The 17,131-nt window shown below is 73.4% G+C and carries 15 protein-coding genes and 1 pseudogene; 11 read left to right on the forward strand and 5 right to left on the reverse strand.

The annotated features are described in order from the left end of the window. The first annotated feature begins 8 nt into the window (after nt 1-8). The gene (locus tag LTT61_RS07045) at nt 9-725 is read left to right on the forward strand and encodes an NADPH-dependent F420 reductase (RefSeq protein WP_269821896.1); all 717 of its coding nucleotides are present in this window, start codon (nt 9-11) and stop codon (nt 723-725) included. 60 nt (nt 726-785) lie between these two features. On the opposite strand, the gene LTT61_RS07050 is transcribed toward LTT61_RS07045, so the two are convergent. Then, nucleotides 786-2,234, reverse strand: a complete 1,449-nt coding sequence (locus LTT61_RS07050) for an aldehyde dehydrogenase family protein (protein WP_233019125.1) — start codon at nt 2,232-2,234, stop codon at nt 786-788. A 104-nt stretch (nt 2,235-2,338) separates the two neighbouring features. Here LTT61_RS07050 and LTT61_RS07055 point away from each other — a divergent pair, with 104 nt between their 5' ends. After that, entirely contained in the window at nt 2,339-3,259 is a 921-nt protein-coding gene (locus LTT61_RS07055) for an MBL fold metallo-hydrolase (RefSeq protein WP_233019126.1), read from the forward strand. Nucleotides 3,260-3,404: 145 nt separating this feature from the next. Here the strand turns inward: LTT61_RS07055 and LTT61_RS07060 are convergent, their stop codons facing one another. Next, complete coding sequence (locus tag LTT61_RS07060; RefSeq protein WP_269821859.1) at nt 3,405-3,863, reverse strand: VOC family protein; 459 nt, start codon at nt 3,861-3,863, stop codon at nt 3,405-3,407. 71 nt (nt 3,864-3,934) lie between these two features. Here LTT61_RS07060 and LTT61_RS07065 point away from each other — a divergent pair, with 71 nt between their 5' ends. Then, entirely contained in the window at nt 3,935-4,594 is a 660-nt protein-coding gene (locus LTT61_RS07065) for a TetR/AcrR family transcriptional regulator (protein ID WP_233019127.1), read from the forward strand. Here the strand turns inward: LTT61_RS07065 and LTT61_RS07070 are convergent. Further along, nucleotides 4,591-5,646, reverse strand: coding sequence for a YihY/virulence factor BrkB family protein (locus LTT61_RS07070; protein ID WP_233019128.1), 1,056 nt, complete (start codon nt 5,644-5,646; stop codon nt 4,591-4,593). The two genes, LTT61_RS07065 and LTT61_RS07070, sit on opposite strands and share 4 nt — an antisense overlap. A gap of 197 nt (nt 5,647-5,843) precedes the next feature. On the opposite strand from LTT61_RS07070, the gene LTT61_RS07075 reads away from it, so the two are divergent. Together LTT61_RS07075 and LTT61_RS07080 are read left to right on the forward strand one after the other, a co-directional pair. Next, a complete protein-coding gene (locus LTT61_RS07075; RefSeq protein ID WP_233019129.1) occupies nt 5,844-7,991 on the forward strand; it encodes an MMPL family transporter in 2,148 nt (715 codons plus the stop codon). 163 nt (nt 7,992-8,154) lie between these two features. Further along, entirely contained in the window at nt 8,155-9,066 is a 912-nt protein-coding gene (locus tag LTT61_RS07080; RefSeq protein WP_233019130.1) for a hypothetical protein, read from the forward strand. Here LTT61_RS07080 and LTT61_RS07085 read toward each other — a convergent pair. Further along, nucleotides 9,050-10,471: a phosphatase PAP2 family protein gene (locus tag LTT61_RS07085; RefSeq protein ID WP_233019131.1), complete on the reverse strand. Its 1,422-nt coding sequence runs from the start codon at nt 10,469-10,471 to the stop codon at nt 9,050-9,052. The two genes, LTT61_RS07080 and LTT61_RS07085, sit on opposite strands and share 17 nt — an antisense overlap. A 164-nt stretch (nt 10,472-10,635) precedes the next feature. Here LTT61_RS07085 and LTT61_RS07090 point away from each other — a divergent pair, with 164 nt between their 5' ends. After that, on the forward strand, nt 10,636-11,187 hold the full coding sequence (locus LTT61_RS07090) for an AAA family ATPase (RefSeq protein WP_233019132.1): 552 nt from the start codon (nt 10,636-10,638) through the stop codon (nt 11,185-11,187). A gap of 93 nt (nt 11,188-11,280) precedes the next feature. Here LTT61_RS07090 and LTT61_RS07095 read toward each other — a convergent pair. Then, nucleotides 11,281-11,478 (reverse strand): annotated as a pseudogene (locus LTT61_RS07095) (aldo/keto reductase); the annotation flags it as partial. Between the two features lie 136 nt (nt 11,479-11,614). Here LTT61_RS07095 and LTT61_RS07100 point away from each other — a divergent pair. The 5 genes from LTT61_RS07100 to LTT61_RS07120 are packed head-to-tail and all read left to right on the forward strand — an operon-like array spanning nt 11,615 to nt 17,118. Next, entirely contained in the window at nt 11,615-12,907 is a 1,293-nt protein-coding gene (locus tag LTT61_RS07100; RefSeq protein ID WP_233019133.1) for an ATP-grasp domain-containing protein, read from the forward strand. Next, nucleotides 12,904-13,713, forward strand: a complete 810-nt coding sequence (locus LTT61_RS07105; RefSeq protein WP_233019134.1) for a Rossmann-like domain-containing protein — start codon at nt 12,904-12,906, stop codon at nt 13,711-13,713. Before LTT61_RS07100 ends, LTT61_RS07105 begins: the two co-directional genes overlap by 4 nt. Further along, nucleotides 13,710-14,843, forward strand: coding sequence for a PLP-dependent cysteine synthase family protein (locus LTT61_RS07110; RefSeq protein ID WP_332909230.1), 1,134 nt, complete (start codon nt 13,710-13,712; stop codon nt 14,841-14,843). The genes LTT61_RS07105 and LTT61_RS07110 overlap by 4 nt, the downstream gene beginning before the upstream one ends. Next, the gene (locus LTT61_RS07115) at nt 14,840-15,895 is read left to right on the forward strand and encodes an enolase C-terminal domain-like protein (protein WP_233019135.1); all 1,056 of its coding nucleotides are present in this window, start codon (nt 14,840-14,842) and stop codon (nt 15,893-15,895) included. Before LTT61_RS07110 ends, LTT61_RS07115 begins: the two co-directional genes overlap by 4 nt. Then, nucleotides 15,892-17,118, forward strand: a complete 1,227-nt coding sequence (locus LTT61_RS07120; RefSeq protein WP_233019136.1) for an MFS transporter — start codon at nt 15,892-15,894, stop codon at nt 17,116-17,118. The genes LTT61_RS07115 and LTT61_RS07120 overlap by 4 nt, the downstream gene beginning before the upstream one ends. Nucleotides 17,119-17,131: the final 13 nt, after the last annotated feature.

The following is a 17,131-nucleotide window of genomic DNA, read 5'->3' on the forward strand; positions in this document are numbered from 1 at the left end:
AGGGGAACATTCGGCGCACCCGCCCGGTTGCCCACTCTCGATACCGCACGATCGAGAGGAAACCCATGAAGATCGGCATCATCGGAGCGGGCGCCATCGGCGGCACGCTCACCCGCAGGCTCACCGCGCTCGGGCACGAGGTCGCGGTCGCGAACTCCCGCGATCCGGAGACGCTGGCCGAGCTGGCCGCCGAGACCGGGGCCACCGCGGTCTGGGCGAAGGACGCCGCCGCCGACGCGGAGCTGGTGATCGTCTCGATCCCGCAGAAGGCCGTGCCCGACCTGGCGCCGGGCATCGTCGCGGCGCGCCGCGAGGGCGCCCCGGTCATCGAGACCAACAACTACTACCCGCAGCAGCGCGACGGCCTGATCGAGCGGATCGAGCAGGGCACGACGGAGAGCGACTGGGTGGCCGAGCAGCTGGGCGCGCCGGTGGTCAAGGTCTTCAACACCATCTGGTGGAAGCGGCTGCTGGAGAACGGCGTCCCCGCGGGCACAGCGGGCCGGATCGCGCTGCCGATCGCCGGTGACGACGAGGCGGCCAAGCGGATCGTGAGCGCGCTGGTCGACGAGCTCGGCTTCGACCCGGTCGACGCGGGCACGCTCGCCGAATCCTGGCGCCAGCACCCGGGAACCCCGGTGTACGGCAAGGACTTCGACGCCGAGCAGACGAAGGCCGCGCTCGCGGAGGCGACCGCCGAGCGGAGCGCGGAGTGGCGCGCCTGAACCGGGGCGGCACCCGGGGCCGGACCGGCGTCGAGCGCCCGTCCGGCCCGGGTCAGGTGCTCAGTGGCCGATGTAGACCGACTTGATGTTGAAGTAGGACTCCAGCCCCTTCTTGCCGCGCTCTCCGCCCCAACCGGACTGCTTGTGCCCGCAGATCGGCATGGACGGGTCGGAGGCGAGCGCCGAGTTCACCCAGACCTGGCCCGCGCGCAGCTCGTTCACCACGCGGTGCGCGCGCCCCAGGTTCTCGGTCCAGATGGAGCCCGCCAGCCCGTAGTGGGTGTCGTTCGCGGCGGCGATCACCTCGTCCTCGTCGTCGAACGGGATCACCGAGCCGACCGGGCCGAAGATCTCCTCGCGGATGAGCCGCATGTCCGGGGTGGTGCCGGTGACGATCGTGGCCTCGTAGAAGTAGCCGCGGCGGTCGAGCGGCTTGCCGCCGGTGATCACCTCGGCGCCGCCCGCGACGCCCTCCTTCACGATGGAGTCGACCCGGGTGCGCTGCTTCTCGCTGATCAGCGGCCCGAGCACCGAGTTCGGGTCGTCGCTGCCGCCCATCGGGAGCATCTGCGCGAAGCCGGCCAGCCCCTCGACCACCCGGTCGAAGATGCCGCGCTGCACGTACATGCGCGAGGTGCAGGAGCAGTTCTGCCCGGAGCCGGCCAGCAGCCCCATGGCCGCGCCCATGATCGCCTTGTCCAGGTTCGCGTCGTCGAACATGATCAGCGGTGACTTGCCGCCGAGCTCGAGCGTGAGCCGCTTGAGGTTGCCCGCGGCGGCCTTGACGATCAGCTTGCCGACCTCGGTGGAGCCGGTGAAGGCGATCTTGTCCACGTCCGGGTGCGCGGTCAGCGCGGCGCCGGTGGTCTCGCCGTAGCCGGTGATGACGTTCAGCACGCCGTCCGGCAGCCCGGCCTCGCGGAAGATCTCCTCCAGCTTCAGCGCGCTGAGCGGGGTCTCCTCGGCGGGCTTGAGCACGGCGCTGCACCCCGCGGCCAGCGCGGGCGCGACCTTCAGCATGGCGATGAAGAACGGGCCGTTCCACGGGATGATCAGCCCGACCACGCCGACCGGCTCCAGCTGGGTGAAGGTGTGGTAGTTCTCGAAGGTGCCGAGCAGGCCGTCGGAGACCAGGTTGGCCGACTCGCCGTGGATCTTGCCGACCCAGCCCGCGTAGTACACCAGCATCTCCTGCGAGACCTTGATGATGTGCCGCGCCGCGGTGGCGTTCATGCCGTTGTCCTGCGCCTCCAGCTCGGCGAGCTCGTCGGTGCGGGCCTTGATGATCTCGGCGGCGCGGAACAGCACGTCGGCGCGGTGCGCGGCGGGCAGCTTGCGCCAGACGCCCGATTCGAAGGTCTCCCGCGCCCGCGCCACCGCTTCGTCGACGGCGCGCTGATCCGAATCGGCGACCTCGGCGATCTGCTGCTCGGTGGACGGGTTGTAGACCGGGATGATCCCCGAGCTCGGGCTCTCGACCACGGGTTCGACGTCGACGGTGCTGCTCACAGTTGCTCATCCTCCGCATTGCTGGTTCTGCGCGACTACCGAGGAGAATATCACTCTCACTGGACGGAAATGAAGCTCTTGTCCGACGGCGCTACGGTGACCCGATGCGCGCGAAACTCGGCAGGCCGGAGCTGCGCGGGTACGCCGCCCGCTTCGACGTCCCCGCGGCGGACCCCGGCGCACCGCTCACGGTGACCTGGCTCGGCGTGACCACGCTGCTGATCGACGACGGCGCGGGCGCGCTGCTCACCGACGGTTTCTTCTCCCGGCCGTCGCTGGCGGCGGTGGCGCTGCGCCGCATCGCGCCCGACCCCGGCCGGATCGCGGCCTGCCTGGAGCGGGCCGGGATCCGCGAGCTGGCGGCGGTGCTGCCGGTGCACACCCACTTCGACCACGCGCTGGATTCGGCGGCGGTGGCGGCACGCACCGGGGCGGTGCTGGCCGGCGGCGGCTCGGTGGCCGAGATCGGCCGCGGCGGCGGCCTTCCCGCGGCGCGGATCGTGCTCGCCACCAGCGGCGAGCCGCTGACCTTCGGCGACTTCGACGTGCTCCCGATCGAGTCCGAGCACTGCCCGCCGGACCGCTTCCCCGGCCCGATCACCGCGCCGGTGGTGCCGCCGGTCCGGCTCTCGGCCTACCGCTGCGGCGAGGCGTGGTCGACCTTCGTGCAGCACCGGCCCAGCGGGCGGCGGCTGCTGGTGCAGGGCAGCGCCGGGTTCGTACCGGGGGCGCTGGCCGGCCAGCGCGCGGAGGTGGTCTACCTCGGTGTCGGGCAGCTCGGGCTGCACTCCGAGCGCTACATCACCGAGTACTGGACCGAGACCGTGCGCGCCGTCGGCGCCCGCCGCGTCGTCCTGACCCACTGGGACGACTTCTTCCGCCCGCTCGACCGCCCGCTGCGCGCGCTCCCCTACACCGGCGACGACCTGGACGTCAGCATGCGCGTCCTCACCGGGCTCGCCGCGCGCGACGGCATCCCGCTGCACCTGCCGACGCTGTGGGAGCGCGCCGACCCCTGGGCCTGACCGACGCGAGCGACGGCAGGCCGAGCCGGGCGACGCCGGAGAAGTAGACGATGAGCCGATGCCGGAGGCTCCCGGCCATCCCGCCGGACCGGCACCGGCCTGCAGAGGAACCAGCGCCACCCGCTGATGCTCCGCGCCACGCCGTTCATCGCCGCGCCTGCGCCGTCTCGCGCGGGTTCTCCACCCGCAGCGGCGCGTCGGCGGGCACCTCGGTGTGGTGCTCCCCGGTGTAGAAGCGCACCTCGTGGCCGTCCGGATCGTGCAGCAGCGGCAGGATCCAGCCGATGGTGGCGGGGTGCACCCCGGCGTGCTCCTCCCCCAGCGCGGTCAGCCGCGCGGCGAGTTCCGCGAGCGCGTCCCGATCCGGGACGCCGAGCGCGAAGTAGTCGAAACCGGCCGCCGCGGCGGCTCTTTCGGGATCCCGGCGGAGCGCGAGCATCGGCCCGCCCGCCGGGTGCGCCATGGCGACGCCGGCGAGCGCGCCGCCTTCGACGAACTCCACCGCGACCCGGTAGCCGAGCCGGGATCGGTACCAGGCGATGGAGCGCTCCAGGTCACGGACCGGAAGCTTGAGGTGATGCACGCCGGCGAGGCGAGGCGTCATGGGAACCACTCCTTACAGTGCCGGTGCAATCATGCAGTATGACTGCATTCAGTACAGTTAGACTGCATCTTGTGAGCGGAACAGTCAAGCGGTCCTCACCGCTGCGCGAAGCGCGCAAGGCCGATACCGAGCAGCGCATCATCGAGGCGGCGACCACGCGCTTCCTGGCCGACGGGTACGCGGGCACCACGCTCGCCGCCGTCGCGGCCGAGGCCGGGGTCGGGGAGCGCACCGTGTACGTCCGGTTCGGCAACAAGGCGGAGCTGCTGAAGCGGGTGGTCGACGTGGCCGTCGTCGGCGACACCGAGGCGCGCCCGCTGGCGGGGCGCGCCTGGTACCAGCGGGTCATGGCGGCGCCGACGCTGGCGGAGCGGGTCGCCGCCTACGCCGACGGCGCTGCCGCCATGATGCGGCGGCTCGGACCGGCGGTCGCGGTGGCCCAGCAGGCCGAGCACACCGAACCGCTCATCGCGGACGCCGCCGCGGCGGGCCGTGCGGGCAGCCACGCCGAGGTCGCGGCGGTCTGGACCGCGATGCACGCCGACGGCCTACTGCACCCGGACGCCGACCTCGCGTGGATCATCACCACGGTCGCCACCCTGACCGCCGCCGACACCTACGTGCTCATGACCACGATGCTCGGCACCACCCCGGAGACTTACCGGGACTGGATGTACGACACCTGGATGCACTTCGCGACCAACCCCCGCCCGGCGGCAGAGCCCCGCTAGGAGCGGTGCCGCGACGCCTCCTCGGCCGCCGTGCGCTCGTTGTCGGGAAGCTTGCGGGTGTCCCGCGGCTCGGCGAAGGGCCGCACGTCCTCGGGCAGCCCGCCCGCGATGGCCTTGCCGTGGTCGAGCTCGGCGTTGATCTCCGCGCCGAGCAGCAGCGCGATATTGGTCAGCCAGAGCCAGACCAGGAAGATCACCACGCCGGCCAGCGAGCCGTAGGTCTTGTCGTAGGAGGAGAAGTTGGCGATGTAGAGCGCGAAGGCCACCGAGATGAGGAGCCAGATGAGCACCGCGATCACCCCGCCCGGGCTGACCCACCTGATGCCGCCCTGGCGTGCGTTCGGGCTGGCCCAGAACAGGATCGCCAGCAGCACCGACACCAGCACGAACAGCACCGGCCACTTGGCGATGCTCCACACCGTCACCGCGGTGTCGCCGAGCTTCAGGAACTCGCCGATCTGCGCGGCGACCGGCCCGCTGGCGACCACGATCGCGGTGCACACCACCAGCAGGATCACCGCGACCACGGTGACGCCGAGCCGGATCGGGACGGTCTTCCAGATCGGGCGCCCCTCGCCGATCCCGTAGATCACGTTCGAGGCGCGCATGAAGGCCGCGACGTAGCCCGACGCCGACCACAGCGCCACCGCGAGGCCGAGGATCGCGCCGAGCCCGGCGCTCTGCTTGTTGCTCTGCGCCTGCTCGATCAGGGTGCGCACGAAGTCGGCGCTGGAGCCGGGCGCGAGCTGCTGGGCCTGGTTCACCAGCTCGTCGGCGGCGGCCGGGCCGAGCAGGCCGAGCAGCGAGACCAGGACGATCAGCCCCGGCACGATGGAGAGCACCGCGTAGTAGGTGAGCGCGGCGGCCAGATCGGACAGATTGTCACGCTGGAATTCCTTCGCCGCTCGCTTGACCACCGCGAGCAGCGACGGCTTCGACAGCGCCGCCGGGCTGCGCGGTTCGTCCGGGTCCAGGTCCGGCCGCGCGCCGGTCTCGGTCGCCTGTCCTGCTTCGTTCCGCTGCCGGTCCGGCCCGCCGTGCTCGGTGCTCATACCGGGTCGGTGCCCCGGGCGCACGGCGGTAAACCCGCCGCCGCCCGATATTCGATCGCGCCCCGCCCCCCGGTCTGCCAGCATGGCATCGCCCGTCGTACCCCGCGGCGTCGTAGAGTTGCCACGTCCGCGCGCTCCGCACGAGCGAATCGCGCTCCCGCTCAGCTATTTCCGGATCCGAAAGGGGATCGAGGCCCATGTTCGCACGGCTCGGATCGGTGGTCGTCCACCATCCGCTGAAGGTGATCGGCCTGTGGATACTGCTGGCGGTCGCGGTGGTGACCGCGGCCCCGGCACTGGAATCGACCACCGACCAATCCGCCTTCCTGCCCGCGCATTACGAGTCCATCCGGGCGATGCAGACGCAGCAGGAGGCGTTCCCGGACAGCTCGGCGCCCGCGGCGATCATCGTCTTCGCCAGGCAGGACGGCGCGCCGCTGACCGAGCCGGACGCGGCGGCGGTACTCCGCGTCGGCACCGAACTGCAGGGTGCGAAGATCCCGGACGTCGTCGCCCTCACGCCGGTGCCGCCGTCGGAGAACCGGCTGATCCAGATCATCGCGGTGCAGATGACGAAGGTGACCGACCCGAGCGACCCGACGCAGACCGACGCGGTGCAGGCGCTGCGCGACGCGCTGCGCGAGCGGGTGACCGGCACCGAGCTGCGCGCGGGCATCACCGGCCAGGCCGCGCAGCTCCTTGACCAGCAGGAATCCAGCGAGCGGGGGCTGGCCATCGTCGGCATCGCCACCATCGTGCTGATCCTGGTGCTGCTGCTGGTCATCTTCCGCAGCCCGGTGATCGCGCTGCTCCCGGTGCTCGTGATCGGCGCCGTCTCCAGCATGGTGAACGGGCTGATCGGCGCGGTGGCGAAAGCCTTCGACCTGCAGATCGACGCCTCGATCAGCGCGATCCTGCTGGTCGTGCTCTTCGGCGTCGGCACCGACTACATCCTGTTCCTGATGTTCCGCTACCGCGAGCAGCTGCGTGCGGGCGACGACCCGAAGACCGCCATGGTCAACGCCGTCGCCCGGGTGGGCGAGGCGATCACCTCGGCCGCGGGCGCGGTGATCATCGCCTTCCTCGCGCTGCTGCTCTCCACGCTCGGCATGTTCCGGGCGATGGGGCCCGCGCTGGCGATCGCGGTCGCGGTGGCGCTGGCCGCCGGGCTGACGCTGGTGCCCGCGGTGGTCTCGCTGCTCGGCACCAGGGTGTTCTGGCCGTCGAAGAGCTGGCAGCACGAGCCGACCGGGACCCGGTTCCGCGCGGCCGGCGCCGCGCTCGGTGCCAGGCCCGCGCTCTTCGCCGCGGTCTCCGGCGGGCTGCTGGTGGTGCTCGGCGTCTTCGCGCTCGGCTTCCACCCGACCTTCGACCTCAGCTCCGGCTCCACCTCGGCGGAGTCCGAATCCGTCGTCTACAGCCGGGAATTGGTGAAGGGCATGCCCGCGGGCGTCACCCAGCCCTCGGATGTGCTGCTGCGCTCCGGCGGGGGCGCGCTCACCGCCGAGCAGCTCGGCGCCTACCGCAGCGCGCTGGCCGGGGTGCCAGGGGTCGGGCAGGTGGCCGAGCCGAAGCTCTCCGCCGACCGGTCGATCGCCGACTTCTCGGTCACGCTCTCCGACGCGCCCGAATCCGATGCCGCGCTCGCCACCGTCGAAGGGCCGCTGCGGGAGACCGCGCACGCCGCCGCTCCCCCCGGCGCCACCGCCGCGGTGGGCGGGCTGACCTCGATCTTCGTCGACTTCCAGGACGCCATGGCGCGCGACTACTCGATCGTGTTCCCGGTGGCGGCGGTGCTGATCATGATCGTGCTCGGGCTGCTGCTGCGCAGCCTGGTCGCGCCGTGGTACCTGATGGTCTCGGTGTTCCTCGGCTTCGCGGCGACGCTCGGCGCGACGGTGCTGGTCTTCCAGCACGCGCAGGGCGAGTCCGGGCTGATCTTCACGCTGCCGTTGATCATGTACCTGTTCGTCGTCGCGCTCGGCACCGACTACAACATCCTCATGGTGGCGCGGCTGCGCGAGGAGGCGCGGGCGGGCATCGAGCCGAAACAGGCCGCGGCGCTCGCTGTCCGGCACACCGGGCCGACCATCGCGGCGGCCGGGGTGATCCTCGCGGGCACCTTCGCCTCGATGCTGCTGGCGGGCAATACCGTGCTCGCCCAGATGGGGTTCGCCATCTCGGTCGGGATCGGCATCGCCGCCTTCGTCATGGCGATGTTCTTCACCCCCGCGCTCACCGCGCTCATCGGGCACGCCGCGTGGTGGCCGGGGCACGCTGATCGCGGGCCCGAGGCGAAGCCGGAGGCCACGGCTCCCGAACCCGCGACGCGGCCCGCGGACTGACCCGGACCGGCCGGTGTCGCATGCTGCGATACCGGCCGGTCGTGTCCCCCGTCCGGCCGACATACCCGCGTGGCGCGGCGAAACCCGAGTCGCCGGGAGTTCGCCACGGCTACGCTTCAGCCCCTGGCCGAGCGGGGGCTCGGGAGCGAAGGGGAGGTCTGCCATGAGTACACCGGTGACACTGGAGATTCCGACCGCGTCGCGGGAGGTGGTCACCCCGGAGAAGCTGGCGCCCGACGACCGGGCCGCGTTCGAACAGGGCAAATCGGTTCGCTCGCTGGTCATCATCCGGTTCGTGGCCGGGCTGGTCGGGGTGCTGCTCCCGCTGGCGTTGATCGGGGTCGACTTCGTCTTCCTCGGCGAGAGCTGCGTGCGGGTGCGCGGCTCGCTGAGCGCCTACTACCACTCCGGCGCGCGGGACATCTTCGTGCTCGGGCTGGGGATCGTCGGCTTCCTGCTGGCCGCCTACAAGATCACCCGCGCCACGCTCGGCAATGTGTTCAGCCTGACCGCCGGGCTCGCCATCATCGGAGTGGCGACGCTGCCGACCGGGCGGCCGGGCCCGGTCCCGGCGGGCGAGTGCGGCAGCGGGGGTGCCGAAGCGGCGCTCACCCCGCTGCAGCAGCGCTTCGAGGAGGACGTGGTGGCGACCTGGCACGGCTGCTGCGCCGTGATCGCGTTCCTCGCCTTCGCCGCCATCTGCTTCTACACCGCCTTCCGGGACCGGAAGTACCCCATGCTCCGGCCCGCGCAGGTGCGGGCTCGGCCGCGGTGGCGCAGGCTGGAGGGCGTCTTCGCGGCACTGGACAACCGGATCGGCTGGCAGTTCCATCTGGTGTGCGGGGTGCTCATCCTCGCCGCCATCGGCTTCTTCGCGATCACCGCCGTCGCGGGCATCGACGAACTCCCCGGCGGGTTCGGCCCGACCTGGGTGGTCGAGGTCGCCGGGATCACGATCTTCTCCGCCTCCTGGTTCGCCAAGGGGCTCGACGACTACTTCTGGCGCCGGGAACCCATCTCCCCCTGCGTCACCCGCACGGTGGAGGAGGCCGTCGTCGCTACCGCCGCGCGGTGACCGGCCGGACCACCCACCAGGCCACGCCGAGCCACACCGTGGCGAGCAGCACCGAGCCGAGGACGTCGGCGGGGTGGTGCGCGCCCGCGTAGAGCCGCTGCGCGGCGACGAGTACCGGAACCAGCAGCAGCGCGCCGCCGAGCAGGCGGTACCGCCGGTCGCGGGTCGAAACCCGGACCAGCAGGGCGATCCCGCCGTAGAGCGTGAGCGCGGCGGCGACATGCCCGGAGGGGAAGCTCGCGGTGGGCGGCAGGTCCGGGTTCAGGTGCTCGACCTCCGGCCGCGGCCGGTCGACCACGGCGGCGGTGGTCAGGAAGAGCGTGATCTCGCCGAGCAGCGCGACGGTGAGGAACAGCGCGGGCCGCCACGTGCGGAAGACCGCGACCGACAGCACCGCGACGATCAGGGCCACCGCGATGATGGCGATGGTGTTGCCGACCTCGCCGAAGACGTCGAGCACGGTGGTCACCGCGGCGGTGCGATGCTCGGCCAGCAGCGCGACGATGCCGTGCTCGCCGGTGCTGTCCGCGCCGAGCTCGCGCACCAGCAGCCCGAGCCCGATCAGCGGGGCGAGCAGCAGCACCCAGGCCACCGCGAGCTCGCCGAGCCCGCGCCACGGGTGCGGCAGCGTCGGCGCGTGCCGGGCGGGGACCGGGCGCAGCTCGTCGGCGTCGCCGGGCGGGACGTCGCCGGGCAGCGGGCCGGCATCCGGCTCGCCGGACTCCACCCGCCAGCGGTGGAAGGCGAGCGAGGCGGCGGTCAGCCACAGCACGCCGAGCAGCCAGCCCCCGAGGACGTCGGTCAGGTAGTGCACGCCGAGCCCGATCCTGGTGAGCCCCACCGCGATGACGACGGTCAGCACCGAGGCGATCAGGACGCGGCGGGCGAGCGGGGCGAGGACGGGCGCGAAGACCAGCAGCAGCACGCCGTAGCAGACGGTCGAGCTCATGGCGTGGCCGCTCGGGAAGCTCCAGCCGTCGGTGCGGTAGACCGGCGTCTCCACCACCGGCCGCACCCGGCCGACCAGCGCCTTCACCACCGGATTCAGGATCAGCCCGCCCACGCCGGTCACAACGACGAAGGCAGCGAGCCGCGGCTGCTTGCGCAGCAGCAGCCAGAGCACGCCGACGGCGAGCAGCGCCACCAGCGTGACGGTGGCGCCGAGATCGGTGGCGGCGCTGAGCACCTCGTAGAGCAGGCGGTGCTCGGCCACCTGCGCCACGACGGCGTCGCTGACGCGGCGGTCGGCGTCGAGCAGCGGCTCCCACCCGGCGCCGACCAGCGTGGTGAGCACCGCGAACCCGGCGCCCGCCGCCGCCACCGCGGGCAGCGCGACGGCGCTGCGCAGTGCGTACCGCCCGGTCGCCGCCCGCGTCGTCTCCTCGTCGAGCCGGTCGACGGTCACTGCGGTACCTCCTCGTGCCGAAGCGGCGCGCTTCGTCGTGATCGCATTCCCGGAATTCGCCCGGGCAATCTCCGACCGTAACCGGGGCGTCCCGCTCCCGTTCCCGGCCTCCGGTACCGGCCCGCCTCCACGGCATCGGTGCGCGCCGGGGGCATGATGACCGTATGACGGAGCTGTTGGTGCTGGTGAACGGCCTTCCCGGGTCGGGGAAGTCGACGGTGGGGCGCGCGCTGGCCGCGGAGCTCGGCGCGCAGTTCCTCGCGAAGGACGTCGTCAAGGAGGCGCTCGCCGACTGCGTCGACGACGCGGCCGGGGTGGCCGCGCTCGGCGGGGTCGCGATGGAGGCGGTGTGGGCGCTGGCCCGCGCGGTCCCCGGCACGGTGGTGGTCGACTCGTGGTGGTTCCGCCCGCGCGACCTGCACTTCGCCCGCGCCGGGCTGGATCGCTGCGCCGCCGACCGCGCGGTCGAGGTCTGGTGCGACGTGCCCGCCGAGACGGCGCGCCACCGCTACGCCACCCGCCGCCGCCCCGCCTTCTACCAGGACGAGCAGCGGCTGGCCGAGCACTGGGACACCTGGGCCGCGCACGCCGCGCCGCTCGCCCTCACCCCCACCGTGTGGGTCGACACCGGCGGGCCGGTGGACAGCGTGCGGCTCGCCGAACGGGTGCTCACCGCCGCCGGCCGCACCCCCGCCGGAGCCTTCCCGCCGCGCTGAGGCGGGCGCCTGCCGCGCCGTCGGCGGCCTGCTCGCCGGGGTCCCCGATCACCTGCTGCCGGGCGGTGCGCGGACGCGCCGGGGAGTGCGGCGTCAGGAGGCGTCCAGCCTGCGGGCGCCCGGGTTGGTTTCGCGGTCGATGGCGTTGCCGAACCTGGTGGCGATCACCAGGTCGTCGCGGCGGCCCGCGACGACCCGGCCGAGCAGCAGTTCGCTGTGCTCGGGGCCGTAGACGTCGGCGGTGTCGAAGAAGGTGATGCCCGCGTCGATCATGGCGTCCGCCACCGCCCGTGACCGCTGCTCCTCCCCCCGCGATCTTGCCGGTCCCCGGGGCGCGCAGGTGCGCTCGGAACCGGACTGTGCTAAACATTGTGCGCTTCATGAAAATGATTGTCATTTGCTAAAGGCTTGCGGGAGGACGGTCGGCGTGGGACATCTGCTGGTGATCGAGAGCTGGGTGGGGGCGATGAGCTCGCTGCTGCCGCGGGCGATCCGGGAGTCGGGGCACCGATTCAGCTTCCTGACCCGCGATCTGGGCCACTATCTGCGCAGGACCCCGCCCGGGTACGCCGTGCACCCGCTGCTCGCGGCGGAGAACCTGCTCACCGCCGAGACCAACGACCTCGCCGCGCTCCCCGGCCGGGTCGCCGCGCTGCACGCCGCGCTCGGTTTCGACGGCGTCGTCTCCTCCTGTGACTACTACCTGCCCGCGGTGGCCGCGGTCGCCGAGCACCTCGGGCTGCCCGGCGCCGGGGCCGAGGCCACCGCGCGCGCCTGCCGCAAGGATCTCGCGCGAGCGGCGCTCGCGGCGGCGGGCGTGCCGGGCCCGCGCTTCGCCGTCACCACCGGCTGGCCGGAGACGGCGGCAGCCGCTGCCGGGCTCGGGTATCCGCTGGTGCTCAAACCGGTCGACCTGTGCGCCGGGATGTTCGTGCGCCTGGTCGCGACCGAGGCCGAGCTGCGCGCCGCGCACACGGCCGCCACCGCGGCCGCCGGCAATGCCAGGCAGCAGCCCCGGGTGCGGGCGGTCCTGCTGGAGGAGCTGCTGACCGGGCCGGAGGTGAGCGTGGAGACGGTGACCTCCGGCGCGGGCACCGCGGTGGTCGGGGTGACCGACAAGAGCCTCACCGGTGCGCCGTTCTTCGTCGAGTCCGGGCACATGTTCCCGGCCACGCTGCCGGAGCCGGAGCGGGCGGCCGCCGCCGGGATCGCGGTCGCCGGGGTGGCGGCGCTCGGGCTGCGGCTCGGGGTCGCCCACACCGAGGTCAGGCTGACGCCCGGCGGGCCGCGGCTGGTCGAGGTGAATCCGCGGCCCGCCGGGAACCGGATCACCGAGCTCGTGCGCCGGGTCACCGGGATCGACCTGCCCATGGCACACGCCCGGCTGGCGCTCGGCGAGGAGCCGGAACTCGAACCGGTGGACACCGGCGCGCGGAGCGCCGCGATCGGGCTCATCGTGCCGCCGCGGGCGGGACGGCTCGGTGCGGTCGGGCTGCGCGGTGGCGGTGCGGCTGCCGAGCTGGGCGCGCTCCCGGACGTGGTCGAGGCGGTGCTGCCGGAGCCGGGGACCGTCGCGGGCGAACCGACCAGCAACAACGCCTACCTCGGGCATCTGATGGTGGTGGACCGGGCGGGTGCGGGGGCGCGGCGGCGGGCCGAGGAGCTGCTGGACCGGCTGGAGCTGCGGTACGACGAGTTCACCGGGGCGGTGGCGCCGTGATCCCGGAGAGCCTCTGTCGCATCACCGACCTCACCGAACTCGCCGGACGGGTCCGGGCGGCGGCGCCCGCGGCCGCCGCCGAGCCGGTGACCGTCGCCTTCACCACGCACCAGGGCGCCAGGCACGCGGGGCGGCGCACCGGGTACCGGAACCACGTACTCAGCCTGCGGGTCGGTGCGGCGGTCGGCTCCGCGGCGGTGGCGCCGGGCAGCGTCGCCGACGACGCCGTGCACGCCTGCGTGGGCAGGCAGGCGGGGGCGCTGTTCGAGCACCCGCTGCTTCCGGTGCGGGTGGCCGCGCTGGATGCCGTGCTCGCGGCGGCCTGGCCGCACGCCGGGGAGCCGGTGAGGGTGCCCGGCGGAGATTCGCGGACCAAGTCCGAGGCGCGGGCGGCGGCGGTGGTCGAGCTGCTCGGCGCCGGGGTGCGGACGGTTCTCGTCGTCGGCGTGGTGAATTCGCTGCTGCGCGGGCTGCGGTCGCGGGGTATCGGGTACCGGGCGTGCGACCACACCGGCGGGCACACCGAGTGGGGCGAGCCGATCGGCACCGACGCCGAGGCGGCGCTGCCCGGCTGCGACGCCCTGCTGGTCTCCGGGATGACGCTGGCCAACGGCACCCTCGAGCCGCTGCGCCTGCACGCCGCGGCGCGCGGGCTGCCGCTGGTGGTGTTCGCGCAGACCGGGGCCGCGGTGCTGCGCTGCTTCGTCGGTGCCGGGGTGACCGCGCTCTCCGCCGAGCCGTACCCGTTTTTCTGGCTCGACGGTGGCCCCAGCGTGCTGCACCGCTACCGGCAGGAGGCGGCGTGAGCGAATCAGACCCGATGGTGGAGCGCGACCACACAGGGCCCTCACACAGCGTGAGCATGCCGCCGCGCGAGGTCCCGGTGGCCAATCCGGCGCTGCGGGATCTGCTCGGCGCCACCCCGCTCGCCCGGATCACCACCCCGCTGCCGCACGAGCACCGGGGGTTCTGGGCCAAGCTCGAGTACCTGCGGCCGGGCGGAATGAAGGCGCGCGCCGCCGTCTCCATGCTCACCGCGGCCAGGGCCCGCGGCGAGCTGCTGGCGGGCGCGCCGGTCGTCGAATCGACCAGTGGCACGATGGGATTGGGACTGCTGTACGCCGGGCAGCTGCTCGGCCACCCGGTGGTGCTCGTGGTCGACGACGAGCTGGAGCCCGCCATGCGGGCCCTGCTCACCGCGCACGGCGCCCGGCTGGAGATCGTCACCGCACCGCATCCGGCCGGCGGCTGGCAGCGAGCCAGGCTGGAACGGGTGCACAACGTCCTCGCCACGCTGCCCGGCGCCTGGTACCCGGCGCAGTACGACAACCCGGACAACCCGGCCGGGTACGCGGCGCTCGCCGGCGAGCTGCTCGCCGAGCTGGACGACATCGATGTGCTGGTGTGCAGCGTCGGCACCGGCGGGCACAGCGCGGGGGTGGTGCGCGAACTGCGCAACCACCGGCCCGGAATCCGGCTGGTCGGGGTGGATTCGGTGGGCTCCACGCTCTTCGGGCGGCCGGACCGGCCGCGGCTCATGCGCGGGCTCGGCAGCAGCATCCACCCGCGCAATGTCGACTACGACGCCTTCGACGAGGTGCACTGGCTCGGCCCGGCCGAGGCGGTGGACGCCTGCCGCAGGCTGGCCAGGCACAGCTTCGTCACCGGCGGCTGGAGTACCGGCGCGGTCGCCGCCGTGGCGGCCTGGCTGGCCCGGGTGGACGATCCGGTGTCGGTGGTCGCGGTCTTCCCGGACGGGCCGCACCGGTACCTCGGGACCATCTTCGACGACGAGTTCTGTGCCCGCGCGGGGCTTTTCGCGCCGCGCAGGCCGTACCCGGTCGAGGTGGCCGATCCCGGCTGCGTCGCCGTCTCCGGCTGGACCCGGTGCCGGAATGTCGTCGACCCGCTGGCCGCGAAGCAGGTGCCCGCGTGAGGGTTTCGTGGCGGGTGACCGCGCTCGCGCTCACCACGCCGCTGCGGATCGCGCGCGGGAGTATGGGGGCGCGGGAGGCGGTGGAGGTGTCCCTCACCGATGCCGATGGGGTGCGGGGGTACGGGGAAGTGGTCACCAGCGTGCGGCTGGGGCTGGATGTCGCCGGGATCGCGCGGGCGCTGGAGGATTCCCGGCCCGCGCTGGCCGCGGCCGGGGACGGGGAGCAGGTGCTGGCGGTGCTGGCCGCCGCTCCCCTGCCCGCCGGGGTCAGGGCCGCGCTCGATGCCGCTGCGCACGATCTACTCGGGGTTCGGGCGGGGTGTCCGGTGTACGCCCTGCCTCGGAGCACCTCGGGTGCGGCAGGCGACGCGCCCGATCGCCCGGCGAACACCCTCGCGCCGGTCGCGACCGCGCGCACGATCGGGATCGGCGACCCGCGGGACGCCGCCGATCAGGCGAGACAACTCTGCGAGAACGGATTCCGGGTGCTGAAGGTCAAGGCCGGGGACGCGGCCGACATCGAGCGGCTCACGGCGGTGCGCACCGCCGCGCCGGACTCCACCGTCATCGCCGACGCCAACGGCGCCTGGACCGCCGACCGCGCGGTCCGAATCCTGAATTACCTCCCGTGGCTCGACGCCGTGGAACAACCGGTGGCACCGGGCGCACCGGAGACCCTCGCCTGGGTGAGCGAGCGCAGCTCGGTCCCGGTGATCGCCGACGAGGACGCGGCCACCGCCGCCGACGTGCGCGGCCTGGCGGGCGCGGTCGCCGGCGTGAACGTCAAACTCGCCGAGTGCGGCGGCCTCGATCCCGCCCGCGCCATGCTCGCCGCGGCACGGCACTGCGGGCTGGAGATCATGCTCGGCTGCCTGGTCGCGAGCTCGCTCGGCATCGCCCCCGCCGTACACCTGACCCGGCACGCCCGCTGGGTCGACCTGGACGGCCACCTACTGCTGGCACACGACCCGTGGACCGGCATCGGCGGCCACGACGGCCTCCTGCGCCCGGACCACACCCCCGGCCTCGGCGTACGGCGGGTGGCCCCGTGAGCGGAACCCTGACCTCGTTCCGGACCTTCCCGCTCGCGGTCCGGCTGCTGCTGATCAACCAGTTCGGCGTCAATCTCGGCTTCTACCTGCTGATCCCGTACCTGGCGACCTACCTGACCGACGACATCGGGCTCTCCCTCGCGGTGGTCGGGGTGATTCTCGGCGTGCGCAACCTGGCCCAGCAGGGGCTCTTCCTGCTCGGCGGCACCGCGGCCGACCGGCTCGGCGCGCGCGGCGTGATCATCGCCGGGTGCGGGCTGCGGACCGTCGGGTTCGGGCTCTTCGCGCTCGGCGAGTCGATGCCGGTGCTGCTGGCGGCCGCGGTGCTCAGCGGGCTGGCCGGCGCGCTGTTCAATCCTGCGGTGCGCGCCTACATCGCGGTCGCCACCGACCGCCGCGCCGAGGCATTCGCGCTGTTCAACGTGTTCGCGCAGGCCGGGGCGCTGGCCGGGCCCGCGCTCGGGGCGGTGCTCGTCTTCGTCGACTTCCGGGTGTCGGCGCTGGTCGCGGCGGGCATCTTCGCGCTGCTCACGCTGGCACAGGCCGCGGTGCTGCCGGGCCGCGCGGTGCCGCCGCAGCAGCGCTCGGTGCCCGCGCAGTGGTCAGCGTGCCTGCGCGACCGCCGCTTCCTCGCCTTCACGCTGGCGCTGAGCGGGATGTTCGCGCTGCAGAACCAGCTGTACCTGGTGCTCGCGGTGGCGGCGCAGCGCGCGACCGGGTGGGCGAGCGCGGTGGCGGCGCTGTTCGCGGTCTCCACGGCGGTGACCTTCGCCGGACAGGTGCCGATCACCAGGCGCCTCGGCGCACGCCCCGAGCGGGGCCCGGCGCTCGCGCTCGGCATGGTCGTCATGGGGGCCGGGTTCGCGCTGCTCGGGGCCGCGCCGCTGCTGGGGCTGGTGCCGCCGCTCGCGCTGATTCCGGTGCTGGTGACGACGGTGTTCCTCGCCGTCGGGGTCATGATCGCGCAGCCGTTCGTGTACGAGCTCATTCCCGCCTTCACCACCGAGAGCGACACCGGGACCTACTTCGGCATGTTCTACCTGGTGTCCGGGGTGGTCGCGGCGGTGAGCACCGCCGCCGTCGGTGCGCTCGGCGAGCTCGGGGGCAGACCGACGGGGTGGGTCGCGGCGCTGGTCTGCGCCGGGATCGGCTTCGGCTGCGCCGCCGCGGTGCTGCTGCTGCACCGGTTCGGTGCGCTGCCGCGCGCGGAGGTCACCGCATGAGCCGGCCGGGCCC

Origin of the sequence: Nocardia asteroides, assembly GCF_021183625.1 — a bacterium.
In the GTDB taxonomy this organism is placed as follows: Bacteria; Actinomycetota; Actinomycetes; order Mycobacteriales; family Mycobacteriaceae; genus Nocardia; species Nocardia asteroides_A.

Coding starts and splice junctions, on each gene's coding strand:
- LTT61_RS07080 (WP_233019130.1), top strand. CDS start 8,155: ATGAGTACACCGGTGACACTGGAGATTCCGACCGCGTCGCGGGAGGTG.
- LTT61_RS07060 (WP_269821859.1), bottom strand. CDS start 3,863: ATGACGCCTCGCCTCGCCGGCGTGCATCACCTCAAGCTTCCGGTCCGT.
- LTT61_RS07090 (WP_233019132.1), top strand. CDS start 10,636: ATGACGGAGCTGTTGGTGCTGGTGAACGGCCTTCCCGGGTCGGGGAAG.
- LTT61_RS07070 (WP_233019128.1), bottom strand. CDS start 5,646: ATGAGCACCGAGCACGGCGGGCCGGACCGGCAGCGGAACGAAGCAGGA.
- LTT61_RS07055 (WP_233019126.1), top strand. CDS start 2,339: ATGCGCGCGAAACTCGGCAGGCCGGAGCTGCGCGGGTACGCCGCCCGC.
- LTT61_RS07075 (WP_233019129.1), top strand. CDS start 5,844: ATGTTCGCACGGCTCGGATCGGTGGTCGTCCACCATCCGCTGAAGGTG.